The following is a 24,343-nucleotide window of genomic DNA, read 5'->3' as shown; positions in this document are numbered from 1 at the left end:
GGGAGCGAAAGGCGGCTGGCGGTTCGCCAGCGTCTGCTGGACGCGGTCACCTGGCTGACCACGCCGCTGCTGCCCGACGACTACCTCGGGTTGCTCAATCCGCTCTGGTCGGCGCGGCAGCTGCGCGGGCGAGTCGAAGCGGTGCTGCCGGAGACCGCGGACGCGGCCACTCTGGTGATCCACCCGGGGCAGGGCTGGACACCGCATCGGGCCGGCCAGTACGCGCGGGTCGGCGTCGACGTCGACGGCGTACGGCACTGGCGCAGCTACTCCCTGTCCTCACCGCCGGAGCGCGCCGACGGGCGGATCACGATCACCGTGAAGGCCGACCCGACCGGCCTGGTCTCGCCGTACCTGGTCCGCCGGGTGACACCCGGCACGATCGTGTACCTCGCACCGGCACAGGGCGAGTTCACGCTGCCCGAGCTACCGCCGGACCGGCTACTGTTCGTCACCGGGGGCAGCGGGATCACCCCGGTGGCGGCGATGCTGCGCAGCCTGGCCCTGCACAACCAGGTGTCCGACGTGGTGCTGGTGCACTCCGCGCCCACCCCGGCCGACGTCATCTTCGGCACGGAACTACGGGCGCTGGCCGCGCGGTTACCAAGCCTTCGACTGTACGAGCGGCACACCCGCACCGATGGCCGGCTCACAATGGCGCAACTGCGCCGCCTCTGCCCGGACTGGAGACAGCGTCACGTCTGGGCGTGCGGCCCGACCGGGATGCTGGACGAGGTTGAGCGGCATTGGCGGCGCACCAAACTGGCCGACCGGCTGCACGTCGAGCGGTTCCGGCCGCCGGTGACGGCCGGCGGCGCGGGCGGCCGGGTCCGGTTCGTCGCCAGTGGCCGGCAGGCCGACGCCGACGGCACCACCCCGCTACTGGTCATCGGCGAGAACGCCGGCGTGCTCATGCCCAGCGGCTGCCGCATGGGCATCTGTTACAGCTGCGTGGCTCGGCTGCGCTCGGGTCGCGTGCGCGACCTGCGCACCGGCCGCGAGCACGGTGACGAGGGAGAGCTGGTCCAGACCTGCGTGTCGGCGGCCGCCGGGCCCGTCGAGATCGACCTTTAAATCGAGCTATGGGAGGCCAATCGATGGCCGTACACACATCCGAGCCGGTCAGCGCGACCGCGCACCTGTCCGACGTTGACATCAAGGAGATCGGCCGCGAGCTCGACCAGCTCCGCGACGAGATCACCGCCAGCCTGGGCGAGAGCGACGCCCGCTACATCCGCCGGGTCATCGCGGTCCAACGCAGGCTTGAGGTAAGCGGGCGCACCCTGCTGATGGTGTCGATCCTGCCGCCGGCCTGGCTGGCCGGCACCGCCTGCCTGGCCGTGGCCAAGATCCTGGAGAACATGGAGATCGGCCACAATGTCCTGCATGGACAGTGGGACTGGATGCGTGACCCCGAAATCCACTCCACCACCTGGGAATGGGACTCCGCCACCCCGGCCGACATGTGGAAGCATTCGCACAACTTCGTACACCACACGTACACCAACGTCCTCGGCAAGGACCGTGACATCGGCTACGCGGTGCTGCGGGTCAGCCCCGAACAGCCCTGGCACCCGGTCTACCTGGCCCAGCCGGTCTACAACGCGGTCCTGGCGGCCTTCTTCGAATGGGGCATCGCCATCTACGACATCGAACTCGAGCGGGCCTGGCGTGGCGAGAAGAGCTGGGCAGCGACGCTGAATCAGTTGCGCGGCGTCGCGCGCAAGGCCGGCCGCCAGGTCGTCAAGGACTATCTGGCGTTCCCGCTGCTGGCCGGTCCCTCGGCACTGCCCGCGCTGCTCGGCAACATCACCGCGAACATGGCCCGCAACGTCTGGTCGCACACGGTCATCTTCTGCGGCCACTTCCCCGACGGCGCCGAGGTCTTCCCCGAGGACCAACTCGACGGCGAGAGCCGCGGCGAGTGGTACCTGCGGCAGCTGCTCGGCTCGGCCAACATCACCGGCGGCCCGCTGCTGCACCTGATGACCGGCAATCTCAGCCACCAGATCGAACACCACCTCTTCCCCGATCTGCCCAGCAACCGCTACGCCGAGATCGCCCCGAAGGTCCGCGACCTGTGCGAACGCTACGGGCTGCGCTACAACGCCGGCTCGTTGCTGCGCCAGACCGCCACCGTCTGGAAGAACGTGCTCCGCCTCGCGCTGCCCAGCCCAAGCCGCCGGGCGGCCGGCGACGCAGTCCCCGACTACTTCGCGGCCACGACGCGATAACGGCCCTGGCGTGGCTTGACCGCGGCACGCTCGTCGCCGCCACCGAGCCGGGCAGGTACGGCGCATAGCTGCCGGGCCGACGAGATGAAATAGCCGCACGTCGACGGAGACTGCCGGCTATTCAGACACCTCCGGCTCGCTGCGACGGCGCAGCCAGCCGGCCGCGACGACACGGCGGGACCGCTGCCGTGGCGGGTACGCGATGCCACCGCCCCCGGCCGGAACCTCCACCGCCGGCCGGGGCTCGCGGTGGCGGCACTCCTCGGCGGCCTGGTGGGTGCCGAGTTCGCCGCCCGCTGCCTCCCACGCATCTATGGCTGGAAGTACCTCGTGCACTTCTTCCCCATTCGACAGCACTGCCGGCTTCATAGCCATTTGTCCACCTCCTGCATCGTCTAGCGCCGCCGGAGGCACAGGTGTTACCACCCGGTACCCGATCGGGTGAACGCACGGGGAGGATCAGCGCGCCAGCCACAACGGGGCGACGCCACGCAACGATCAGCGGACCGGCGCTGCGCGCGCCGGCCCGTTGAGCCGGACCAACAGATGGGTCGCCGACCGCCTGTACCGCCATGGGCGGCGTGTCACACCTGGATGGTCACGCGTGCCACCCTATGCGGCCAGCACGCGGTGTTCCGCCAGAGCTCGGAGAATGTCCTCCACGCGGTCCTTCGCGTCGCCGAAGAGCATCGCGCTGTTCTCGCGGAAGAACAGCGGATTCTGCACACCGGCGTACCCGGAAGCCATCGAGCGCTTGAAGACGATGACGTTCTGGGCCTCCCACACCTTCAGGACGGGCATGCCGGCGATGGGGCTGCCGGGGTCCTCAGTGGCCGCCGGGTTGACCGTGTCGTTGGCTCCGATGACCAGCACGACGGAGGTGTCCGCGAAGTCGTCGTTGATCTCGTCCATCTCCAGGACGATGTCGTAGGGCACCTTGGCCTCGGCGAGCAGCACGTTCATGTGACCCGGCAGGCGGCCCGCCACGGGGTGGATTCCGAAGCGGACGTTGACGCCCTTCTCCCTGAGCTTGCGGGTGAGCTCGGCGACGCCGTGCTGTGCCTGGGCGACCGCCATGCCGTACCCGGGGGTGATGATCACGGAGTCGGCCGTGGCCAGCAACTCGGCGACGCCCTCGGCCGTGATCTCGCGGTGCTCACCGTAGTCCTTGTCGTCCGCGGGTCCGGCCTCGATCCCGAACCCACCGGCGATCACCGAGATGAACGACCTGTTCATCGCCTTGCACATGATGTAGGACAGGTAGGCACCCGAGGAGCCGACGAGCGCCCCGGTGACGATGAGGAGATCGTTCTCGAGCAGGAAGCCGGAGGCGGCCGCGGCCCAGCCTGAGTAGCTGTTGAGCATCGACACCACCACCGGCATATCGCCGCCACCGATGGACGCGACGAGGTGCCAGCCCAGGAGCAGGGCGAGCGCGGTGACGACGATCAGCAGCCAGAGCTGCGGCTGGATCACGAACCAGGCCGTGAGTACGGCGAACGCGACGAGCGCACCGAGGTTGAGGATGTTCTTGCCCGGCAGCACCAGCGGGTTGGACTTGATCCGGGCGGAGAGCTTCAGGAAGGCCACGATTGATCCGGTGAAGGTCACGGCGCCGATGAAGACGCCGATGAAGACCTCGGCACTGTGGATCCCGAGCAGCTCCTGCCGGCGCAGCAGTGCGGCGTCGGCCCCGCCCAGGTCGGCCTCCACGTGCAGGTACCCGTTCCACCCGACGAGCACGGCGGCGAGGCCGACGAAACTGTGCAGCAGCGCGATCAGCTCGGGCATGCCGGTCATCTCGACCTTGCCCGCGCGGTACAGCCCGATCGCGGCGCCGATGACGGTCGCCGCGATGAGCAGGGCCACGCCGAGGCTGTTGATCCCGTGGTTGACCGCGAGCGCGATGGTCGCCGCCAACGCCAGCGCCATGCCTGCGATACCGAACGTGTTACCCGCCTTGGCGGTCTCGTGCTTGGACAGGCCGGCCAGCGCCAGGATGAAGAGCAGAGCGGCCACGATGTACGCAGCCTGCGCCGCCGTTTCGATGGTCATCAGATCAGCTCCTGGTGAACATGGCGAGCATGCGGCGCGTGACCGCAAAGCCACCGAAGACGTTGATGCTGGCCAGCAAGATCGCGATGAAGGACAGCGTGGTTATGACGTTGCCGCCGTGCCCGAGCTGCAGCAGGGCGCCGACGACGATGATTCCCGAGATCGCGTTGGTCACCGACATCAGCGGCGTGTGCAGGGCGTGGTGCACGTGCCCGATCACGTAGTAGCCGATGACAATCGCCAGCGCGAAGACCGTGAGATGACCTAGCAGGGCGGCCGGCGACAGTGCCGCCACGATCAGCAGTACGGCCGCGCCGAGCCCGACCAGCGCCAACCGCCGCTGCGGCGAGGCCTGCCGCTTCTCCTGGACTTCGGCCGGGGCGGTCGTCGAGGGGGCGGCGGCCGGCGTGGTCGCCGGCGCCGCCGACACCGCCACCGGAGGTGGCGGCCAGGTCAGCTCGCCGTCGCGTACGACGGTCATCGACCGCTGAACGACGTCCTCGAAGTCCAGAACCAGCTGTCCGTCCCTGTTCGGTGTCATCAGCTTCATCAGGTTCACCAGGTTGGTGCCGTAGAGCTGTGACGCCTGCGCGGGGAGGCGCCCCACGAGATCGGTATAGCCGATGATCGTTACACCGTTCTCGGTGACGACGGCCTCGCCCGGGACGGTGCCCTCGACGTTCCCTCCGTTCGCGGCGGCCATGTCAACGATCACGCTGCCGGGTTTCATGCTGGCCACCATCTCGGCGGTGATCAGACGCGGCGCCGGCTTCCCGGGGATGAGCGCCGTGGTGATGATGATGTCGACGTCCTTGGCCTGCTCGGCGTACAGCCGCGCAGCGCGCTGGTTGTAGTCGTCGGACATCTCCTTGGCATAGCCGGTCGCGGAGACCTCCACGTCCGGAGTCGCGACGGCCAGGTACTCACCACCCAGCGACTTGACCTGGTCGGCCACCTCCGGCCGGGGGTCCGTCGCCCGTACGATCGCGCCCAGGCTGCCGGCGGCGCCGATCGCCGCCAGGCCCGCGACACCTGCCCCCGCGATGAGCACCTTGGCCGGCGGGACTTTACCCGCCGCCGTCACCTGCCCGGTGAAGAATCGCCCGAACACATGCGCCGCCTCGACGACCGCGCGGTAACCGGCGATGTTGGCCATCGATGACAGGACGTCCAACGACTGGGCCCGTGAGATCCGCGGTACGGCATCCATCGACAACGCCGTGATCGGTCGTTGCGCAAGGTCGGAGACCAGGTCCGGGTTCAGGCGCGGGTTCAGCATGCTGATCAGCGTGGCGCCCTTAGGCAGCCGGTCCATCTGCTCGGCTGACGGGGGGTTGATCGCGAAAACGATGTCGGCCGCCGACGCGTCACCGATGGTCGCACCGGACTCAGCGTAAGCCTCGTCGGAGAACGAGGACCTGACGCCGGCGCCGGCCTCGACCACCACCTCGTAACCCAACTTCACCAGCTGCACCACGGTGGCGGGCGTCGCCGCCACACGCGTCTCGCCCGGGAGCGACTCCCTGAGTACACCGATGATCATCAGTCGACTCCGCAGTAGATGGTTGACATTGAGAACGTTGGGCGAGGGTCGTGAGTTCGATTTGCTCGGCAGTGTTCCGCGCGGACCACGTTTTGCGTTGAGTGATTGTTACCTATGAGTATGCTGATCATGAATATGGGTGATATCACATACTCAACGGCGCCTCACTGAGAGTGATGAATCGCCGCCACACCACTCGATCAGAGTACCCCTGACCGCTGCCATGCCGCTGCGCGATCACATAGGGTCACATTCATCGCGGAACCGCCGTGCGGCTGCCAGAAAATTGTCCACATGTACTAAATGCGATTTATTAGGCGGAAACCGACACACTGACAGGCGAGAATCGCTACCCGAGAGCCGACCATCGACACCCGGCCCACGCGATGCGCTATTCACTGAGCCGATTCGACGTCGAGACACTGGTCAACCGCCCGGACGCCGAGGTCTGCCGGACGATCGCCCGGTTGCCGACGAGCGTCGCCCACCCTTCTCCATGCAGGACTCGGGACGCCCGCCCTGGACACCCCGTAGCAGCGTCTTAATCGGGCGTCTTAATCGGACACCAACCTGGGAAGTGCCTGCTAGTCCACGGGCGATGCCAGCACCTGCACCGGGCTCGCGTCCAGCCGTTGACCGGCTGATTAATCGGTGGCGGCCGGCGACCCGATCACTAGCATGAATGGCCGATGCCGGCCATCTGTGAGGACAAGCTATGCAACCCCTGACCGGGGACGAGATCAGGCGATCGTTCGTCAACGTTTCCCGCAGCCAGCTAAGGACGATGGCGCTGCCCGCCGGCCTGCCGGAGATGGATTGGGACGTGCTCGACTTCCTGGGCTGGTGCGACCCGAAGGCGCCGTTGCGGGCGTACATCGTGGTGCCCCGCGCCGGCGGCCCGGTCGGTGTCGAACTGCGAGCGCCAACTACGACACTGGCGAAGCGGCTGAACACCCTGTGCAACATCTGCCACTGCAGCCAGCCGGGCGACGCGATGCGCCTGTTCGTCGCCCGTAGGGCCGGGGCCGCCGGCCGCCGCGAGGACACCCTCGGCACATATATTTGCGCTGATTTGGCCTGTTCCCGATACATTCGTGGGCTCCTGCCCCTGGAAGGAGCCCACAGCAGCGTCCCGCTTGAGGAGCGCATCGCGGGGCTGCGACGGCGGATGGAGGCGTTCGTCGACCGGGTGTTCGAATAGCCAGTCGGCGCCGCCGGAAAGGCGACGGTGCGATGGCCCCGGCGGCCCGGGCGCCTGCCGGAACAGGCGGTGTGTTTCGCCGGACCGACATCGGGATATCGATGAGACGTGACCTCCCAGAATGATCGCAGAATGCCCGCTGCCCCGGTGGACAGCGGCGGTCCCGCCGAGCCCACGCCGGAGCAGCGCTTCGGGGCGGCCGGGCGGGCGTGGCGACGTCTATCCAGGCGGGACCGGCTGGTCGCAGCCCTGGCGGCGGCGCTCCTGCTGATCGGTGCCGGCGGCGTCACCGTCGCGTACTACGTCGACAGCGTGCCGACCCCGACCCAGCTCGACCTGCCACAGGTCACGACGGTCTACTACGCCGACGGCAAGACGCCGATGGCGCGGTTGGGCACGCAGAACCGCACGATGCTGACCTTCAACGAGATGAACGACGCCGTCAAACAGAGCATCGTGGCGGCCGAGGATCAGACCTTCTGGACCAACCCCGGGATCGATGTCGCCGGCGTGCTGCGAGCCGCGTGGAACAACGTGACCGGCGGCCAGACCCAGGGGGCATCGACGATCACCCAGCAGTACGCCCGCCTCGCCGCCGACCTCAAAGGCGTCACGTACTCGCGGAAGATGCGCGAGGCGGTGATCGCGTGGAAGCTCGACCGCAAGTACTCCAAGCCCCAGATCCTGGAGTTCTACCTCAACTCGGTGCCCTTCGGGCGGGGCGCCTACGGCATCGAAGCCGCCGCTTCGGCGTTCTTCGGCAAGACCGCCAACCGGAACGCACCGGCGGCCCAGCAGGTCACCGTCGCCGAAGCCATGCTCCTGGTGTCGATGGTGAAGCAGCCCGAACCGGACCCCGCCGACCCGCAGGGGCGGCCGGGCTACGACCCCAAGCGTGGCCCGCAGGCCCTGAAGAACGCCCAGGACCGGTGGAACTACGTCCGCGAGGGCATGGTCAAGCTGCGCTACCTCACCGGGGCACAGGCCGACCAGCTCCGGTACCCCGACACCGTCATCGACCACAATCCGGAGGCCTTCCGGTCCGGCCTGGACCGGCCGACCGGGGTCGCCGTCAACCATGTGCTCAGCGAGTTGCGGCAGACCGACGCGTTCCGCAACGAGCCGAAGGACTACATCGTCAACGGCGGGTTCCAGATCGTCACCACCATCGACAAGCAGGTGCAGGACGCCGCCGAGGCGGCCGCCGACATCCGGCGCCCGACCGCGCCCCAGTCCGTCCAGGGGCAGCCCGCCAACTGGCAGGCGGCGCTGGTCGCCGTCGAGCCCGGTACCGGACGGGTGCTGGCCTACTACGGCGGCAACCAGGCTTCCGGCGCCGACTATGCCGGCTGGTACTACGACGAGGACGGCGAGCCGCACGGCTTCGGCGCGCACCCGCCCGGCTCGTCGTTCAAGGTGTACGACCTGGCGGAGGCGCTGCGCCAGAAGGTGTCGGTGAAGTCGTACTGGGACTCCCCACCCACCAAGGAGTTCCCGGCCAGCGGCCGGACGTCCGGTAGCCCCGCCGGGCCGATCCGCAACGCCAGCAGCTCCGCCTGCCAGCCGGACTGCACGCTGTGGCAGGCGACGGTCGACTCGCTGAACGTGCCGTTCTTCGACCTCACGGAGCACCTGGGCGCGGGTAAGGTGCTCGACATGGCGGCCAGGGCCGGTGTCGACTCCATGTGGGCCGCCCCGAACGGCGGCGCCAACCCGGTCAGGGTCGACCTACGGGACCGGTCGGGCAAGGATGTGACATCGAACTTCTCCACCGAGCTGGGCATCGGCCAGTACCCGATCACCGTGCTCGACCACGCCAACGGGATGGCGACGTTCGCGGCCGGTGGCATGCGGGCCCAGGCGCACTTCGTCACCTCGGTGACCCGGCGGGGTCAGCAGGTGTACGCCGCAAAGCCCAACCAGACCGACATCGGGCTGAACCAGGAGCAGATCAACCAGTTGAACTGGACGCTGCGCAAGGTGGAGGCGGCCGGGCTGGACAACGACTGGGACTCGGCCGGCAAGACGGGTACCTGGCAGGCGGGCACCAGTACGACCGAGAACGCGCACGTCTGGATGGTGGGCTACACGCGGGCACTGGCCGCGGCCGTCTGGCTGGGTACCACCGACGGAAAGCCGCTCGTCACGAAGACCGGCAGCACCGAGGTTTACGGGGCGAGTCACGCGGCACCGATCTGGCGGCAGTTCATGGTCGCTGCGACCGAGGCCATGAAGCTGGACAAGAACCAGTACCGGTTCGGCAACCCGACGTTCGCGGACGACACTTCGGTGCCGAGAGTCGACACGACCCAGCAGGAGGTGCCACGGCAGCCCACCACGCCGTCGCGGCGGCCGCCCACTTCGACGGTGCCGAGCGCTCCTGCGCCGAGCCGGATCCGCCCGGTGCCAACGCCGTCAACGATCCGGCCCAGTCCGCCGGTCACTCCATCCCCCACGGAGGCGCCGCAGCAGTAACCAGCGGCACGCGTTCACCGCCTCCGGCAAGAGGAGCTGGCTGTCACGATGCGCGGTTGTCAAACAGGGCCAGCCCCGCGGCGGTGTTCGACGCCGGCACGAAGTAGTGGGAGTGCACCTTGCGCACCCGCTCGTTCATGGCGCCGCGCATGATCAGCCACATGATCATCTCGATACCCTCGGAGCCGGCCTCACGGATCAGCTCCTCCCTGGACAGCGCCGCGAGCTTCGCCGGGTCGGACTCGATCGCCGCCATGAACATGGCGTCGAACTCGGGATTGATCATTCCTGCCCGCGCGCCGGCCAGCTGGTGGGACATGCCGCCGGTACCGAGGATTCCGACCGTGATGTCCTTGGGGTAGCTCTTCAACGCCCGGCCGATCGCCTGGCCGAGGGCGTAGCAGCGCTTGGCGGTGGGCTGCGGGTACTGGATGACGTTGACCAACAGTGGGATCACCGGGCAGGGCCAGGCATCGCCGGGGTCCGGCGTCCACACCGACAGCGGCACGGTGAAGCCGTGGTCGACGTCGAGCTCCTGGAACACCGTGAGGTCGAAGCCGTCGTCGACCAGGGTCTCCAGCAGGTGCAGGGACAGGTCCGGGTCGCCGATGACATCCGGCACCGGGCGCTTGCCGAAACCCTCGTCGGCGACGGTGTACCGGTCGGCGGTACCGATCCCGAACGTCGGCACGATGTCGAGGTCGATGCCGTTGGCGTGGTCGTTGTAGATGACGATCGCGACGTCGGGCCGGTGCTCGGCCAGCCACTCGCGGGCCGGCCGGTAGCCGTCGAACAGGCCCTTCCAGTTCGGGTCCTCGGTCTTGCCGCGGTCCATCGCGGCCCCGATGGACGGGACGTGCGAGGTCGCCAGGCCCCAGATCACCTCAGCGGACATCCGTCCGTCCTCCCGCTCGCATCGCCGCCACGAACTCCTCCTCGGTCATCCCGGTGAAGACCCCGCCGAGGTACTGCATGGACCGGCCGTCCATCATCGCCAGCTTGTACACGTAGAAGATGCTGCCGCCCAGGTCGATCATGGCCTGCCAGTCACGGTCGATCACCGCCTGCCGCTGCTCCGGCGACAGCCCGAACTCGTCGCAGTACGCCCCTTCGTCGGCCCGGAACCGCTCCCGGTTCTCGGCGAACCGCAGGCTCATGAACAGCTTGTTCATCCGGAACCCGCGCCGGCTCGTCTGCCCGTCGAAGACCGGCGTGCCGGGGATCTCACTGCGCATCACTCCCCCTCCCGTCGGTCGGTTCGGCGTGTTCGTGCTCGTCGAGCCACTCCCACAGGGCACGGGGGTGGGCACTGGTGTGCGTACGGCCGCACCAGCAGGTACCGACCATCTCCCCGTCGAACTGCCGGAAGGTGATGCGCAGCTCGCGCCCTGACTCCGTGACGGTCACTTCCGCTCCTGGGGGTGGGTCGCCAGCGCCTCGACGTGGACGTCCAGCCACGGGGCCATCGGCAGCGACATGAGCGCGTCGTGCAGTTCGGCCGGGTCGGCGGCCTCGTACAGCCCGATGGTGGCGTTGCGGCCCGGTACCCGCCACAGCCGCTTGAGGATGCCCGCGGCCCGCAGCTCCATGGCCCGGGCCCGTTCGGCGGTCCGCAGCTCCTCCCGCCGCTCTGCCGGGGTGTCCACGGGCAGTCGGTTCTCGGAACGGACGAGGAACTCCACGATCTCTCCTCAGTGGTCTCAGACGAGGGACAGCAGGACGTCGGCCAGTTCCTTGGGCGCGGTGACCATCGCCTCGTGGCCGGTATCCAGCTCGTACACCGGCCAGCCACGTTCCCGCGCCCGCTCGGCCTGGCTGGCGAACACCCGCATCCACGTCACGCACTCGATGAACACGGCCGGCACGTCGTCCACCGCACCGGTCAGGCGCAGCGGGTCGGTGTAGGTCTTCCACGGGTGAGGTGTGAGCCGGGGCGTCAGCCAGTCCACGTCGGACTGTTCGGTCACGCCCAGCACGGCGAGCTTGCGTACCGGCACCAGCCAGCCGAACCCCTGCTCCGCGGCAGATTCGGCCCAGTGGTGGCCCACCGTCTCCGGCTGCAGTTCCCAGGCCGTCTCGCCGTTGTCACCGACGAACGCGTCGAGGTACACCCGGCGGGCGATCGCGTCCGGCCGGCGGTCGGCGACGCCGGTGACGATCTGTCCGGCGTAGCTGTGCCCTACCAGCACCACGTCGCGCAGGCCGAGGATGTCGATGAGCCGGACGATGTCCTCGACGTGGGTGTCGAGCCCCACCTGCGGTGACAGCAGGTGGGCGCGCTCCGACAGGCCGGTCAGCGTCGGGGTGTGCACCTCGTGCCCGGCCGCGCGCAGCAGCGGAGCGACCCGGTCCCAGCACCAGCCGCCGTGCCAGGCCCCGTGGACCAGAACGAACGTGCTCATGCCAGCACCTCGCTGCGCTCGGCGCTGCCATGAGGCACCAGCTGCACTGAGCCCATGATTCGCGCGCTTCGCTTGCTCATGCCCCGGCCACCCCCGCCCGTGGGCGCGCCGCCGGCGCGGCGGCCGCCGCCTCGGCCTTGGCCATCCGCTCCACCAGCCGGCGACCGCGGATCCCCGCGACGTCGGAACGGATCGACGACTCGACCATCCCGGGGTCGGTGGCGACCATGACCTCCTGGATCTCGAGGGCGTCGACGTCCTCCTTCATGACCGCCAACTGCTGCTTGAGCTGGAAGTCCGAGAGCTCGGCGTCGTCAATCGCGTAGTCGCGCCCCAAGGCGAAAAAGTCGTGCGTCGCCGTCTCGGTCTCCGGGGTCATGCCGTAGATGACCTTCATGTGGAAGCCCTCGGGCTCCTCGGTGCCGGTCGGCGCGATCCGGATGTTGAGGATGAAGACGCCGGGGGCGTAGAAGTCACCGTCCTGCCAGCGGTCGATGTCTGTCGTGACGCCCATCGACGAGCGGTAGAACGGCGGCGCCTCGATCCCGATCATGTGCCGGATGAACGAGACCTTGTCGCCCTCGCTGGTCACGTCGATCGGGGTGGACGCGACCGCGGCATTGCCGATGCTGCTCGGGTGCAGGAACGTCTCGTGGGTCAGGTCGAGCAGGTTCTCGACCAGCAGCACCTGGCGGGCCTTGAGCGGCACCATGCCGTGCACGTGGGTCCAGTTCTCGTCGGTCAGCCAGGAGACGTCGGGGATGTCGTCCGGGTTGGCCTGCTCCGGGTCGCCCGGCCAGATCCATACGATGCCGTACCGCTCGACGACCGGGAACCGGTGCACCGACGCCTTCGGGGTGTCGGGCTGCTCGGCGACGCCGACGCAGCCGCCGGAGCCGTCGATCTTGTACCCGTGGTAGTTGCAGGTGATGACGTCGTCCTCGAGGCGGCCCAGCGACAGCGGGTAGCGGCGGTGCGGGCAACGGTCCTCGAGCGCGTTCACGCTGCCGTCCGAGAGCCGGTAGAAGCACACCGGCCGCCCGCAGATCCACCGCTGCGTCAGCGTCCGGGTGACCTCGTCGGACCAGGCGCCGATGTACCAGCCGTTCATGACGATGGGGTTGGCTGCCATGACAGTTCTCCTCTACCGGGCGCTCGGCACGGCGTCGTCCGCCGGCTCGTCGACGTAGGTGACGCCCAGTCGGGCGAGGGTCTCGCGCATGCCGTAGATGTCCAGGCCGAGGACGCCGGCCTGGAACTGTTCCCGCTTCTCCTGCTCCTTGGCCTCCCTGGCCAGGGAGGCGGAAGCGACCTCCGGAGCCTCCTCGCGGCCGACGACGAGCACGCCGTCGTCGTCGGCGACGATGACGTCACCCGGTCGCACCTGCGCACCCGCGAGGACGACCGGCACGTTCACCGAGCCGGGGGTCGCCTTGACGGTGCCCTGGGCGGAGACGGCGCGCGACCAGACGGGGAAACCCATCGCGGTCAGGTCGGCGACGTCCCGGACGCCGGCGTCGATGACCAGGCCGAGCACCCCGCGGGCGCGAAGCTGGGTGGCGAACAGCTCACCGAACATGCCATCGGTGGACGGTGAGGTCGTGGTGACGACGAGAACGTCGCCAGGGCCGCACTGCTCGATGCAGGCGTGGATCATCAGGTTGTCGCCGGGCTGGCTGAGCACGGTGACGGCGCGACCGGCGATCCGGGCGCCCGGGTAGATCGGGCGCAGCACCGGGTGGGTGAGCCCGCGCTTGCCCATCGCCTCGTGCGCGGTGGCCACACCGACCCGACCGAGCACCTCGACGGCCTCCGGGTCGGGACGCTTGGTCGTCCGTACGATCACGTGCTTGCTCAACGGAGGTCCTCCCCCACGGTCGGGAACGTGCGCTGGTACGCCTCGGCGTGCGTGACCGTCTTCGGCGCGCCGTTGCGCACGGCCTGGACGCCGCGCCGGACCCCCAGGTCGGTGTAGTACTGCACCAGGTGTCCCTGCGCGCCGGACATGCACTGCATCGCCTTGACCTTCCGGTCGAAGACCGGCGTGATGTCGAGCAGCAGGTCGGGGACGAACCCGCAGACCTCCGGCTGGTGCGGCTCGAACTGCAGCACCTGGGCCGCTCCGATGGGACGGGTACTGCGGTCGTGGCCGTGCGCCTGGGCGACCATCCGGGTGAGCAGCGTGGTCTCGTGCGCCAGGTTGTGGTCGCGGTTGTACGGGTCGCTGGGTACGTGCGTGAGCAGCACGTCGGGCTGCCGCTCGCGCATCACCGAGACGATCCGGTCCTGCGCCGCCTCGTCGACCCGCAGCGGGTAGTCGCCGAGGTCGAGGAACTCGATGCTGGCGCCGAGCACCTCGGCGGCCGCGCTCGCCTGCTCGCGCCGGGTCGCCTTGACCCGCCCCAGGGTCATGCCGTCCTGCTTCCAGAGGCCCTGCGACTCACCGCGCTCCCCGAAGCTCAGGCAGAGCACGTGCACCGGCGCCCCCTTGGACGCCGACAGCGCGATCGCGCCTCCGGCTCGCCAGACGAAATCGGCGGCGTGCGCGCTGATCACCAGCACGGACGGGTTCACGGGATGGTCGGACATGATCCTTACGGCCTCCAGACAGTGGTGGACGGGATGGTCTACAGGTCGAGGACGAGGCGAGCACCGCGGCAGCGGGAGACGCAGATCAGCATCGTGTCCCCGGCGGCCTTCTCGTCGTCGGTGAGCAGACAGTCGCGGTGGTCGGGCTCGCCGTCGAGGACGGTGGTCTCACAGGTGCCGCAGATGCCCTCGGTGCACGACGACAGGACGCTGACCCCGGCGTTCTCCACCGCCTCCAGGATGGACAGCTCCGGTGGGACCGTGACGGTCAGGCCGGAGCGCTCGCAGACCACCTCGAACCCGGTCTCCTCGCCGTCGGGGACGACGGCGACGGCGGTGAACCGCTCGACGTGCAGCGAGCCGGCCGGCCACTCGCGGCAGCGCTCCGACACGGCGTCGAGCAGGCCGGTGGGTCCGCAGCAGTAGACCAGGGTGTCCGCGGCCGGTGCGCCCAGAATGGCGTCCAGGTCCAGCAGCCCGGTCTCGTCCTGTGGGTGGATCCGGACCCGGTCGCCGTACCCGGCGAGCTCGTCGAGGAAGGCCATCGAGGCGCGGGTACGGCCGCCGTAGTGCAGCACCCAGTCGGCGCCGGCTGCCTCGGCCGCGCGGATCATCGGCAGGATCGGAGTGATGCCGATCCCGCCGGCCACGAGCACGTACCGCGCCGCGGGGTGCAGCGGGAAGTTGTTGCGGGGACCGCGGACCCGCAGGACCGTCCCCACGGTCAGCTGGTCGGCGAGCCACCGCGAGCCACCGCGCCCGTCGGCCTCGCGGAGCACGCCGAGGCGCCAGCGGGAGGGGTCGGCGGGTTCGCCGCAGAGCGAGTACTGACGGGTGAGTCCACCCGGCAGCTCGACGTCGATGTGCGCACCCGGCGTCCACGGCGGCAGGGCGGCCCCACCCGGCAGGGCGAGGTCCACGCCGACGACACCGTCCGCCTCTGCGCGGAGCGCCGCGACGACGACCTCGGCCTCGAAGTCGCTGGCAGTGCGGGCGGTGGGGGCGGGTGCGGCGAAGACGGTCGATGTCACGCCTGATCTCCCTGTGTCGGTGCCGAAAGCCGACGGCGGCCGGACATGACCGCCGTCACACACCAACGTAGGGAGCGCGATGCGGCCGGGGATCGGCGTGATGTCAGCTCGTGGCCGACCATTGCGGCGGGGGCCGACTACGTCATCCGTCGCGGTCGCGGGCCGGCGCGGCAGGTCAGGCCGGCGGTATGAGCCCTTCCCGGATGGCCAGGAGCGCGGCCTGCGTCCGCGAGGAGAGTTGCAGCTTGGTCAGCATGTTGCTGACGTGCGTCCGCGCCGTTCGTTCGCTGATGACCAGGCTGTCGGCGATCTCCCGGTTGGACTTTCCCCGGGCGACCAGGACGAGGATCTCCCGCTCCCGCGCCGTCAGGGACGCCAGTCCGATCTGCGGGGCGGCTATCCGCTTGGTGAGCTGGCGGGCGACGGCCGAGTCCAGGTGGACCTCGCCGGCCGCCGCAGCCCGGATGGCGGTGGCCACCTCGGCCGGGTCGGCGTCCTTGAGCACGTACCCGGCCGCCCCGGCGGCGAGCGCGGCATGCACCCGCTCGACCTCGCCGAAGCTGGTGAGGACGACGACCTTCACGTCCGGGTGGGCACGGGTGATGGCCGCGGTCGCCGCCACGCCGTCCATGCGGGGCATCCGAAGGTCCATCAGCACCACGTCAGGCATGGGCTCCCCCGTGGTCAGCCGCTGCTGGAGGAGGGCGATCGCCTGCTCGCCGTCGGCCGCCTCGCCGATCACCTGCAGGAACGGAATGGTGTCGGCGTAGGCGAGCAGCCCGCGGCGGACGATGGCGTGGTCGTCGACCACCATCACCCGGATGTCTTCGCCCGGGACCTGGTCGGTGCTCACCGGTTCGTCGCCTCCTCCGTCCGCGGGGCGGGTCTGGCCGCTCCCGGCATCGTGACCTGGACCGTCCAGCCACCGGCCGGGTGCGGGCCGGCGAACAACTGGCCGCCCCACCGCTCCGCTCTTTCCCGCATCGACACCAGCCCGAGCGTGGTTCTCGGCGCCCGCTCCGCACCGGGATCGAGGCCGCAGCCGTCGTCGGTGACATCGATGGTGAGGGCACCGTCGACCAGGGCGACGCGGACGTTCACCGCGTGTGCCCGGGCGTGCTTGACGACATTGTGCAGGGCCTCCTGGACGATGCGGTAGAGGTCCTCCTGGATCTCGATCGCCAGGTCGAACTCCAGGTCCGCGGGTGCCTGGACGTCGATGGCCAGGGCGCCGCGCGCCTCCAGGCTCGCCGCGTGGGCCCGGACCGCGTCCACCAGACCACGCTCGGCCAGCTCCAGCGGGTGCAGCTCGAAGACCAGTCCGCGCAGGTCGGCGAGCGCGCTCTGGGACAGCTCGGCCAACTCGTGCGCCCGGCCGCGCATCCGCGCCGGATCCGGGTCGGCGCTGTCGACCTGGCTGCGCAGCGCCTCGGCCTGCATGCGCATCGAGAACAGCTGCTGGACGACCGAGTCGTGCAGGTCCCGGGCCAGCCGGCGGCGCTCGTCGGATTGCGCCTGCGACCGGGTCCGGGCGAGGTGCGCCGCGATGTCGATCGCGATGGCCGCGTGATCGGCCATGGCCTCGAGGAAGGCCAGCGAGCTGGGCCCGGGGTCCTCGCCCGGTACGTAGTAGGCGTTGATGGTGCCGATCGCCCGTCCACGCACCATCACGGGCATGGACACGAAGCTGTCCCAGTCCGGATGGTCCATGATCGCATGTAGCGGCGCCCATCTCGGGTCGACCAGGATCGAGGGCTTCCGGTTGAGCACGACGACCGGTTCCCGGTTCTGGATGGCGTCCATGAAACGGACGTGGGCGCCCAGCCGCCGGCAGGCGGACAGCCGCTCGATGAAGTCGGCGGCGTCCCCGAAGCCCGCCATGCCCAGCACCCGAAGCTCGTCCCGGGGATCGTCGATCGCCAGGATCTGGACGGCGGCGATGTTCGTCGTCATGACGATCTCGTTCGCCACGGCGTCCAGCGTCGCCCGCAGCGAGCCCGCGTCGGCGACGCTGGAAGCCGCGCGCGTGATGGCGGTCAGCCGCTCCTGCTGCCGCAGGACGTCCGTCACGTCGCTGAACCAGACCGCGTACGCGCCGCCGGCCAGGGGCACCAGCCGGTACTCCAGGTCGCGCCGACGCCCGTCCGGGGTCAGCCATGCGGCGCGGCGGCGGCAGTCGCGCAGCCCCGCGAGGTCGGCGTCGTCCAGCGGGAAGGGCGCCGGGTGACCGATCAGGTCGTCGGCGGGCAGCCCCAGCACCTCGACGGCGGCGGCGTTGACCACGGCGAACCGGCCGTGCCAGTCGAGCACCGCCAGACCGTCGGCGGACACGGCGACGAGGGCGCGCAGCAGGGAGTCGGCGTCGAGGCCCGGCACGGAGAGTTCATCGGCACGGCTTTTCACGTCGCTGCACACCTCTGCCTCGTCACCAGTACAGGGCCCGGATGGTACTCACCCGTATCGCGCCGCCCGCCCGGTGCGTCGCCGGAGCACGGGGCTCCCGGTGACGCACCGGGCGGGCGGGACGGAGGTTTCACCTGACTAGGCCGGCTCCGTCGCCGGGACCCCGCCGACCGGCTGGGCCTCCGGCGGGGTCGGGTCGGCGGCCGCCTGGCGGGCCTTGGCGGGGTTGGGCAGGCCGGCGGCGGCGATCAGGCTCACCAGCGCCAGCGCGGCGACGTAGAGGCCGATCGGGGTGGCGGAGTTGTAGGCGCCGTACAGCGCGGTCGCCACCATCGGGGTCACCGCCCCACCGATCATCCCGCCGAGCTGGTAGGCGATGGAGATACCGCTGTACCGGATGCGGACGTCGAAGATCTCGGTGAACAGGCCACCCTGGGCACCGGACATGAGCCCCTGCACCAGCGCGGCCACCATGAAGGCCACCAGAGCCAGACCGGCGTTCTTCGTGTTGACCAGCGCGAACATGGGCACCGGCCAGATCACCGCGGTCACCGCGCCGATCAGGTACACCCGCTTGGAGCCGAACCGGTCCCCCGCCACCGCCGCGCCCACGATCGCGGCACCCCACACCACGGTCGACGCCATGATCAAGGTCAGCAGCGTGTTCCGCTGGAAGCCGACCACCTTGGTGCCGTAGGTCAGCATGTACGCGATCACCGTGTAGCCGACCGCGGGCGGAGCGATGGAGGCCAGGCTGCCCAGGATCACCGCCCGCGGCTGCCGGCGGAAGAGTTCGACGATCGGCACCCGGCTCACCGCCTTGTCCTGCTTCACCGCCTGGAACTCCGGCGCGTCCTCCAGGCGCGAGCGCACCAGGAACCCGACCACGACCAGGACCACGCTGATCAGGAACGGGATGCGCCAGCCGTAGCTGAGGAAGTCAGCGTTGGACAGTCCGCCGACGGCCAGGAAGGCGAGGTTGGACAGCAACACCCCGATCGGCAGGCCGAACTGGGCGAAGCTGCCGTAGACCGCGCGGCGGCGCGGCGAGGCGTGCTCGGAGGCGATCAGCACCGCGCCGCCCCACTCGCCACCCACGGCGAAGCCCTGGATCAGGCGGAGCAGCACCAGCAGGATGGGCGCGGCGATGCCGATGGCCGCGTACGTGGGGAGCAGGCCGATGGCGAACGTCGCGCCACCGGTCAGCACCAGCGTGAGGATCAGCATCGACTTGCGGCCGATCCGGTCCCCGAAGTGCCCGATGACCGCGGCCCCCAGCGGGCGGGCGACGAAGCCGACCGCAAAGGTGGCGAAGGCCGCGAGGGTACCGGCGAGCGGCGAGAACTTCGGGAAGAACAGGCTGCCGAACACCAGCGCGGCGGCGGTGCCGAAGATGTAGTAGTCGTACCACTCGATCGCGGTGCCGATGAAGCTGGCGGCGAAGATGCCCTTCTTCGACGGCCCGTCGGGGGTTCTGGGTGAGGCCACGGGTGCGTACTCCTCTGGACGCCGGCTTCAGGACCTAGCCGGTACACGGTGTGATGCCGCTCTCACGGTTACAGGCATAGAAACGGGTCGACGGACGTAATACCCGAGCCTGCCGACCCACCTGCACCGCGTCGTCTGGCCCGAACGCCCTACGTCATATGACGTATCGACGCACGCCGACGGCCGGGCGGGACGGGCGACTACGTCAGATGTCGCATGGACGGCTGCCGGATCGCCCCGGTCGGTACGGGTCCGATTACTGGCGAGGCTGCGCACCCGCTGACCTATGGTGACCCGACACACAGTTCCCGGCCGGTTGTCCGGCCCTGCGGCGACCCGAGAGGAACAGCCCAGATGGTGTCCCTGGATCAGTTACCGGAGATCAGAACAGACCTCTTCATCGACGGCGCTGTGCACACCGCCGACGACGCGCTGCGGATCGTCGACCCCGCCGACGGCGCGTCCGTCGTCGGCTACGCGGCGGCCGCGAGCAGCAAGCAGGCCGAGTACGCGGTGGCCGCCGCGCACCGGGCGTTCCCGGACTGGGCGGCGCGCACCCCGCAGGAGCGGGCGGCGCTGCTGACCGCGGCGCTGGCGCCGCTCGAGGCCGACCGCCCGGCGACGGCGGAGGTCCTCACCCGCGAGAACGGCAAGATCCGGATGGAGTCGTTCATCGACTCGGTGGTGTTCGAGCACCGGTTCAACCTGGCGATCGGCCTGACCGACGAACTGGAGCAGGTGAGCCACCTGGCGGCCCCGCCGTACCGGACCGAGGTCTCGTACCTGCCGCTGGGCGTGGTGACGATCATCGTGCCGTTCAACTGGCCGCTCGCGATCCTGGCCGCTTCGCTCCCCCAGGCGCTGCTGGCCGGAAACACGGTGGTGGTGAAGCCGCCGCCCACCGCGCCACTGGCCACCGTCCGCACGGTTCAGCTCGTGGCCCGGGCGCTCCCGCCGGGCGTACTCAACGTCGTCACCGGTACCGATGCCGAGATCGGCCCCGTGCTGATCCAGGACGACCGGGTACGGAAGGTCTGCTTCACCGGCAGCGTCGGCGGCGGCAAGCGGATCATGGAGATGGCGGCCGCGTCGCTGACCCGCGTGGCGCTGGAGCTCGGCGGTAACGACCCGGCGATCGTCCTGGCCGACGCCGACCTGAGCCCGGAGGCGATGCAGCGGCTGTTCACCGGCACCTTCGACTCCACCGGCCAGATCTGCATGGCTTCCAAGCGGCTCTACGTGCACCGCTCGCGCTACGACGAGGTGGTGGACAAGCTGTCGGCGATCGCCGCCGACACCCACCTCGGGCACGGCCTGGACGAGGGCGTCACCATGGGCCCGCTGCACAGCCGGCGCCAGCTCGAGTACGTCCAGGAGCTGGTCGCCCAGGCCCGCCAGGCCGGCGCCGAGGTACGTGAGTTCGGCGAGCTGCCCGACCTCGGGGGTAACTTCCTGCGGCCGTCGCTGGTACTCGACCCCCGCGACGACGCCCGCGTCGTGGTGGAGGAGCAGTTCGGCCCGACCCTGCCGATCCTGCCCTTCGACGACGAGGACGACGCCATCGCCCGCGCCAACGACACCTGGTCGGGTCTGTGCTCCTCGGTCTGGACGCAGGACCTCGACCACGCCGCCGCGGTGGCCAAGCGGCTGCGGACCGGCTACACGTTCGTCAACGCGCACGGCGCTGCCCACCTGGACGAGCGGGCGCCCTTCGGCGGCTTCAACCAGAGCGGCATGGGCCGCGAGATGGGTATCGAAGGAATTCGCGAATTCATGGACACGCACTCCGTCGGGTTCCCGGCATGAGCGGCTCGGTGGTTCTGGTCCACGGCGCCTGGCACGGGCCGTGGTGCTGGGAGACGCTGATCCCGCTGCTGGAGGCGCGCGGACTGGCGGTATCCACTGTGGATCTGCCCAGCTCGGGACCGGACGTCACCGCGCTGGGTGACCTCGACGCCGACGTGGCGACAGTGCAGGCCGTGCTGGACGCCGTGCCGGGGCCGAAGGTGCTGGTCGGGCACTCGTACGGCGGGGTGCCGATCACCCAGGCGGCCGCGGGGCGCACCGACGTCGAACACCTGGTGTACGTCTGCGCGTTCATGCTGGACAAGGGCGTCAGCCTGTACGACGCCGCCGGTGGCGAGCCGGTGCCGTGGTGGCGGCTGTCCTCCGACGGCGCCTGGATGACCCCGGACACCCCGGAGCAGGTGTTCTACAACGACTGCGACCCCGAGGTGACCGCCGCGGCGGTGGCCCGGCTGTATCCGCAGTCGCTGTCCGCCTGCAAGCAGCCGCTGACGGCCGCGGCCTGGGAGACGATCCCGTCCACGTACGTCGTCGGCAACCTGGACGGCGGCCTGCCGCAGGAGGTGCAGGAGGGGATGGCCGCCGGCCGCGCCGGGCGGGTCGTGAACCTGGAGTCGGGGCACTCCCCGTTCCTGTCCCGGCCGGACGAGCTGGCCGATGTGATCGCCGGGTGCGCGGCGCAGGCCGAAGCGGACCGGCAGTCGACCGCCCGATAAGAGCCCTCACCTGACGGCGGCCGCCGGGAGCCTCCCGGCGGCCGTCGTCGGGGAGGTTCCCGGCGGCCGCCGTCGTCGGCTCAGCCCTGCCCCCGATGTCCGGTGAGGCCGAAGAACTCGACCGCGATCCGGGCCAAGCCGGGTTCGTCGAAGGCGACGTTGTGGGTTCCGCCCGCGACGCTGTACGCATCGACCGCGACCCGGCCGGACCGGTCGGTGTAGACCGTGTGGGTCCAGGTCGGCCGCGGGTGGTCGGTGCGCGTCGGTCGCAGGCCGGTGCGCAGGACGTTCGTCCATTGCTTCACTTCTTCGCCGAAGTTCGGGTAGTACAGGATGTCGTCGGCCGTGCCGTGCCACAGCTGCATCGCCGGGCGCGGCCCGCGGTACCCCGGATAGGCGGCCCGGACCAGGTCGCCCCACGCTTCGGGCGTCCTGGTGATCTTTCCGTTGGCGCACGCGCTGTTCCACCCCGATCCGTCCGTGGTGGCGAAGCAGCCGAACGGAACTCCCGACATCGCCGAGCCGGCACGGAACACGTCGGGATAGTCGCCGAGCAGGACGTTGGTCATCATCGCGCCGGATGAGATGCCGGTGGCGAACACCCGGCGCGGATCCGCGTGGTGGCGGCGCTCGACGTAGCGCACCATCGACACGATGCCGACCGGGTCGCTGGTGCCGTCGTGGGTGAGCGCGGCGGGCGAGGAGACGTCGAAACAGTGTCCGGCGCGCGGCGCCGACGGGTAGACGACGACAAAGCCGTAGCGGTCGGCGAGCGAAGCGTACGAAGTGCCGGCGAACATCGCGGGGCCGGATCCGGTGCAGTAGTGCAGTGCCACCACCACGGCCGGGTGTCGCTGGACGCGCTTCGGCACGTACAGGTGCATCTGCAGGCCGGTCGGGTTCCGGCCGAAGTCGGTGACCTGGGCCAGGGCCGCCGTCGGCGGGGGCAGCGGTCCGGTTGGGGTGGATGCGACACCGGCATCCGCCTGGGCGAGGACGCTCGACGCGATCAGCACCAGGGCTGCGGACGAGCGGCGTACGGAACGGATCACAGCGGCCACTTCCCTTCAGCCCCTTCCCGCGCCCCGGCCGGAGCGGTGCGGCGCGGCGGTGTGCGTGAGGATGTCCCGCAGGGCGTTGTACTGCGGCTTGGGGTTGAGGTTCCGGTCGTAGAGCAGGGCGGCGCCTTCGCCGACGAACCAGCTCGGCACCCACGAGTTGGCGTCGCCGAAGCCCCATGCGGTGTACGAGATGCACTCGCGCACCGCCAGGCAGGCCTGGAGCGACTGCGCCCAGTACGACTCCTGGGCCGCCTGCGCCTGCGGGGTCAGCGGCTCGTCGGTGTACTGGCCGTTCGCGTCCTTCTTGACCGGGGTCCGCACGTCCGCCTCGGTCACGGCGACCTTCAGCCCGAGGTCGGCGAACCGCTGCAGGTTCTGCCGCATCTGGTACGGGAATCCGTACTGGGTGGCCAGATGGGCCTGCAAGCCGACGCCGTGGATCGGTACGCCGTGCGCCCGGAGATCCCTGACGAAGGTGTACACGGCGTCGCTCTTGGCGTTGACGCCTTCGATGTTGTAGTCGTTGTAGAACAGCAGCGCCGTGGGGTCGGCCTGGTGCGCCCAGCGGAACGCGTCGGCGATGATGCCGGGGCCCAGGTGCGCGACCCAGAAGTCGCCTGCGTTGAGGGTGGACGCGTCACCGTCGGTGAAGAACTCGTTGGCGACGTCCCACTGCCAGATCCTGCCCTTGTAGTGGGTGACCTGGTCGGTGACGTGCTTGTGCAGCAGGGCGCGCAGCTGGGCGTCGCTGATCGTGCCGTCGGCCACGCCGCTGGTGAGCCAGTCCGGCAGCTGGTTGTGCCAGAGGAGGACGTGCCCGCGTACGAGCTGGTGGTTCCGCCGGGCGAAGTCCACCAGCCGGTCGCCCGCCGACCAGTCGTAGGTGCCCCGCGTCGGCTCGACGACCTGCCATTTCATCTCGTTGCCGGGGGTGACGGAGGAGAACTGCTGGGCCGTGATCGCGCGGTAGGCGGCGTTGTCCAGTTCGAACGGCGTGACGGCCGTGCCCATCCGGAGGCCGACGCGGGCGGCCAGGTCGCGGAGCGAGTCGGCGGGATGGGCGGCACCGCGCCCGGACCCGGACGTGACTGGCACGGTGTCCGGAGACGCCGCAGCCGGCAGCTGACCGGCCAGCGCGGTGGTGGCGCCTAACGCGCCGGCTAACAGAGCATGACGGATCCGCACAACGGACTCCTCGCAGGTGGGGGCTGGACGCACGCCCGGTCGAAAAATCATCGGAGCGCGGCCTGAATTGGCGGGTTACCTGCACGCTAGAAGCCACCGGCAGTGAACGTCAATGAGTTTCGATATTTTCGAAAACCGATTCCAACCGCATCGA

At 69.8% G+C, this 24,343-nt stretch carries 23 protein-coding genes; 6 read left to right on the top strand and 17 right to left on the bottom strand.

The window, feature by feature from the left end; all coding sequences use genetic code 11:
• Nucleotides 1-15: 15 nt before the first annotated feature.
• Complete coding sequence (locus tag HC028_RS19215) at nucleotides 16-1,074, top strand: ferredoxin reductase (RefSeq protein WP_168078790.1); 1,059 nt, start codon at nucleotides 16-18, stop codon at nucleotides 1,072-1,074.
• A gap of 23 nt (nucleotides 1,075-1,097) precedes the next feature.
• Nucleotides 1,098-2,234 (top strand): fatty acid desaturase family protein, encoded by a 1,137-nt coding sequence (locus HC028_RS19210; protein ID WP_168078748.1) that lies wholly within the window; start codon nucleotides 1,098-1,100, stop codon nucleotides 2,232-2,234.
• Between the two features lie 117 nt (nucleotides 2,235-2,351).
• On the opposite strand, the gene HC028_RS19205 is transcribed toward HC028_RS19210, so the two are convergent.
• The 3 genes from HC028_RS19205 to HC028_RS19195 all read right to left on the bottom strand — a co-directional run bounded on the left by HC028_RS19205 (nucleotide 2,352) and on the right by HC028_RS19195 (nucleotide 5,832).
• A complete protein-coding gene (locus HC028_RS19205) occupies nucleotides 2,352-2,609 on the bottom strand; it encodes a hypothetical protein (RefSeq protein WP_168078747.1) in 258 nt (85 codons plus the stop codon).
• Between the two features lie 237 nt (nucleotides 2,610-2,846).
• On the bottom strand, nucleotides 2,847-4,289 hold the full coding sequence (pntB, locus tag HC028_RS19200; RefSeq protein ID WP_203981256.1) for a Re/Si-specific NAD(P)(+) transhydrogenase subunit beta: 1,443 nt from the start codon (nucleotides 4,287-4,289) through the stop codon (nucleotides 2,847-2,849).
• Nucleotides 4,290-4,293: 4 nt separating this feature from the next.
• On the bottom strand, nucleotides 4,294-5,832 hold the full coding sequence (locus HC028_RS19195) for a Re/Si-specific NAD(P)(+) transhydrogenase subunit alpha (RefSeq protein WP_168078746.1): 1,539 nt from the start codon (nucleotides 5,830-5,832) through the stop codon (nucleotides 4,294-4,296).
• Between the two features lie 715 nt (nucleotides 5,833-6,547).
• Between HC028_RS19195 and HC028_RS19190 the strand changes: the two genes are divergently transcribed.
• Both HC028_RS19190 and HC028_RS19185 read left to right on the top strand, forming a co-directional pair.
• Nucleotides 6,548-7,033, top strand: coding sequence for an FBP domain-containing protein (locus HC028_RS19190; protein ID WP_168078745.1), 486 nt, complete (start codon nucleotides 6,548-6,550; stop codon nucleotides 7,031-7,033).
• A gap of 132 nt (nucleotides 7,034-7,165) precedes the next feature.
• Entirely contained in the window at nucleotides 7,166-9,508 is a 2,343-nt protein-coding gene (locus HC028_RS19185) for a transglycosylase domain-containing protein (protein WP_168078744.1), read from the top strand.
• 43 nt (nucleotides 9,509-9,551) lie between these two features.
• On the opposite strand, the gene HC028_RS19180 is transcribed toward HC028_RS19185, so the two are convergent.
• From HC028_RS19180 to HC028_RS19125, 12 genes are all read right to left on the bottom strand, one after another.
• A complete protein-coding gene (locus HC028_RS19180; RefSeq protein ID WP_168078743.1) occupies nucleotides 9,552-10,403 on the bottom strand; it encodes a class III extradiol dioxygenase subunit beta in 852 nt (283 codons plus the stop codon).
• Nucleotides 10,393-10,743: a protocatechuate 4,5-dioxygenase subunit alpha gene (gene ligA, locus HC028_RS19175; RefSeq protein WP_168078742.1), complete on the bottom strand. Its 351-nt coding sequence runs from the start codon at nucleotides 10,741-10,743 to the stop codon at nucleotides 10,393-10,395. The genes HC028_RS19180 and ligA overlap by 11 nt, the downstream gene beginning before the upstream one ends.
• On the bottom strand, nucleotides 10,733-10,915 hold the full coding sequence (locus tag HC028_RS19170; protein ID WP_168078741.1) for a hypothetical protein: 183 nt from the start codon (nucleotides 10,913-10,915) through the stop codon (nucleotides 10,733-10,735). Before HC028_RS19170 ends, ligA begins: the two co-directional genes overlap by 11 nt.
• The gene (locus HC028_RS19165; RefSeq protein WP_168078740.1) at nucleotides 10,912-11,190 is read right to left on the bottom strand and encodes a muconolactone Delta-isomerase family protein; all 279 of its coding nucleotides are present in this window, start codon (nucleotides 11,188-11,190) and stop codon (nucleotides 10,912-10,914) included. The genes HC028_RS19170 and HC028_RS19165 overlap by 4 nt, the downstream gene beginning before the upstream one ends.
• A gap of 18 nt (nucleotides 11,191-11,208) precedes the next feature.
• On the bottom strand, nucleotides 11,209-11,910 hold the full coding sequence (locus HC028_RS19160) for an alpha/beta hydrolase (RefSeq protein WP_168078739.1): 702 nt from the start codon (nucleotides 11,908-11,910) through the stop codon (nucleotides 11,209-11,211).
• Between the two features lie 76 nt (nucleotides 11,911-11,986).
• Complete coding sequence (locus HC028_RS19155; protein WP_168078738.1) at nucleotides 11,987-13,042, bottom strand: aromatic ring-hydroxylating oxygenase subunit alpha; 1,056 nt, start codon at nucleotides 13,040-13,042, stop codon at nucleotides 11,987-11,989.
• Between the two features lie 12 nt (nucleotides 13,043-13,054).
• Nucleotides 13,055-13,768: a 4-carboxy-4-hydroxy-2-oxoadipate aldolase/oxaloacetate decarboxylase gene (locus HC028_RS19150; protein ID WP_168078737.1), complete on the bottom strand. Its 714-nt coding sequence runs from the start codon at nucleotides 13,766-13,768 to the stop codon at nucleotides 13,055-13,057.
• The gene (locus tag HC028_RS19145; RefSeq protein ID WP_168078736.1) at nucleotides 13,765-14,499 is read right to left on the bottom strand and encodes a PIG-L deacetylase family protein; all 735 of its coding nucleotides are present in this window, start codon (nucleotides 14,497-14,499) and stop codon (nucleotides 13,765-13,767) included. Before HC028_RS19145 ends, HC028_RS19150 begins: the two co-directional genes overlap by 4 nt.
• 38 nt (nucleotides 14,500-14,537) lie before the next feature.
• Nucleotides 14,538-15,530: a PDR/VanB family oxidoreductase gene (locus tag HC028_RS19140; protein WP_168078735.1), complete on the bottom strand. Its 993-nt coding sequence runs from the start codon at nucleotides 15,528-15,530 to the stop codon at nucleotides 14,538-14,540.
• A gap of 175 nt (nucleotides 15,531-15,705) precedes the next feature.
• On the bottom strand, nucleotides 15,706-16,383 hold the full coding sequence (locus HC028_RS19135) for a response regulator transcription factor (protein WP_239075413.1): 678 nt from the start codon (nucleotides 16,381-16,383) through the stop codon (nucleotides 15,706-15,708).
• Complete coding sequence (locus tag HC028_RS28210; protein WP_168078734.1) at nucleotides 16,380-17,933, bottom strand: sensor histidine kinase; 1,554 nt, start codon at nucleotides 17,931-17,933, stop codon at nucleotides 16,380-16,382. Before HC028_RS28210 ends, HC028_RS19135 begins: the two co-directional genes overlap by 4 nt.
• A gap of 138 nt (nucleotides 17,934-18,071) precedes the next feature.
• The gene (locus HC028_RS19125; protein ID WP_168078733.1) at nucleotides 18,072-19,421 is read right to left on the bottom strand and encodes an MFS transporter; all 1,350 of its coding nucleotides are present in this window, start codon (nucleotides 19,419-19,421) and stop codon (nucleotides 18,072-18,074) included.
• 354 nt (nucleotides 19,422-19,775) lie between these two features.
• Here HC028_RS19125 and HC028_RS19120 point away from each other — a divergent pair, with 354 nt between their 5' ends.
• Nucleotides 19,776-21,227 carry an aldehyde dehydrogenase family protein gene (locus HC028_RS19120; RefSeq protein ID WP_168078732.1) on the top strand — a complete coding sequence of 484 codons (1,452 nt, stop codon included), beginning with the start codon at nucleotides 19,776-19,778 and terminating at the stop codon, nucleotides 21,225-21,227.
• The gene (locus tag HC028_RS19115; RefSeq protein ID WP_168078731.1) at nucleotides 21,224-21,943 is read left to right on the top strand and encodes an alpha/beta hydrolase; all 720 of its coding nucleotides are present in this window, start codon (nucleotides 21,224-21,226) and stop codon (nucleotides 21,941-21,943) included. Before HC028_RS19120 ends, HC028_RS19115 begins: the two co-directional genes overlap by 4 nt.
• Nucleotides 21,944-22,023: 80 nt before the next feature.
• Here the strand turns inward: HC028_RS19115 and HC028_RS19110 are convergent, their stop codons facing one another.
• Nucleotides 22,024-23,004: an extracellular catalytic domain type 1 short-chain-length polyhydroxyalkanoate depolymerase gene (locus tag HC028_RS19110; protein ID WP_308442038.1), complete on the bottom strand. Its 981-nt coding sequence runs from the start codon at nucleotides 23,002-23,004 to the stop codon at nucleotides 22,024-22,026.
• A 6-nt stretch (nucleotides 23,005-23,010) separates the two neighbouring features.
• Nucleotides 23,011-24,189 (bottom strand): endo-1,4-beta-xylanase, encoded by a 1,179-nt coding sequence (locus tag HC028_RS19105; protein ID WP_239075412.1) that lies wholly within the window; start codon nucleotides 24,187-24,189, stop codon nucleotides 23,011-23,013.
• Nucleotides 24,190-24,343: the final 154 nt, after the last annotated feature.

This window comes from Planosporangium flavigriseum, from assembly GCF_011947225.1.
Lineage (GTDB): Bacteria > Actinomycetota > Actinomycetes > Mycobacteriales > Micromonosporaceae > Planosporangium > Planosporangium flavigriseum.
Note: the sequence above shows the minus strand (reverse complement) of the source record. Positions and strands in the feature narration are given on the sequence as shown.

What these genes read in the sequence shown, in the direction of transcription:
- HC028_RS19210 (WP_168078748.1), top strand. Translation starts at nt 1,098, where the DNA reads ATGGCCGTACACACATCCGAGCCGGTCAGCGCGACCGCGCACCTGTCC.
- HC028_RS19205 (WP_168078747.1), bottom strand. Translation starts at nt 2,609, where the DNA reads ATGGCTATGAAGCCGGCAGTGCTGTCGAATGGGGAAGAAGTGCACGAG.
- pntB (WP_203981256.1), bottom strand. Translation starts at nt 4,289, where the DNA reads ATGACCATCGAAACGGCGGCGCAGGCTGCGTACATCGTGGCCGCTCTG.
- HC028_RS19195 (WP_168078746.1), bottom strand. Translation starts at nt 5,832, where the DNA reads ATGATCATCGGTGTACTCAGGGAGTCGCTCCCGGGCGAGACGCGTGTG.
- HC028_RS19190 (WP_168078745.1), top strand. Translation starts at nt 6,548, where the DNA reads ATGCAACCCCTGACCGGGGACGAGATCAGGCGATCGTTCGTCAACGTT.
- HC028_RS19185 (WP_168078744.1), top strand. Translation starts at nt 7,166, where the DNA reads ATGCCCGCTGCCCCGGTGGACAGCGGCGGTCCCGCCGAGCCCACGCCG.
- HC028_RS19180 (WP_168078743.1), bottom strand. Translation starts at nt 10,403, where the DNA reads ATGTCCGCTGAGGTGATCTGGGGCCTGGCGACCTCGCACGTCCCGTCC.
- ligA (WP_168078742.1), bottom strand. Translation starts at nt 10,743, where the DNA reads ATGCGCAGTGAGATCCCCGGCACGCCGGTCTTCGACGGGCAGACGAGC.
- HC028_RS19160 (WP_168078739.1), bottom strand. Translation starts at nt 11,910, where the DNA reads ATGAGCACGTTCGTTCTGGTCCACGGGGCCTGGCACGGCGGCTGGTGC.
- HC028_RS19155 (WP_168078738.1), bottom strand. Translation starts at nt 13,042, where the DNA reads ATGGCAGCCAACCCCATCGTCATGAACGGCTGGTACATCGGCGCCTGG.
- HC028_RS19145 (WP_168078736.1), bottom strand. Translation starts at nt 14,499, where the DNA reads ATGTCCGACCATCCCGTGAACCCGTCCGTGCTGGTGATCAGCGCGCAC.
- HC028_RS19120 (WP_168078732.1), top strand. Translation starts at nt 19,776, where the DNA reads ATGGTGTCCCTGGATCAGTTACCGGAGATCAGAACAGACCTCTTCATC.
- HC028_RS19115 (WP_168078731.1), top strand. Translation starts at nt 21,224, where the DNA reads ATGAGCGGCTCGGTGGTTCTGGTCCACGGCGCCTGGCACGGGCCGTGG.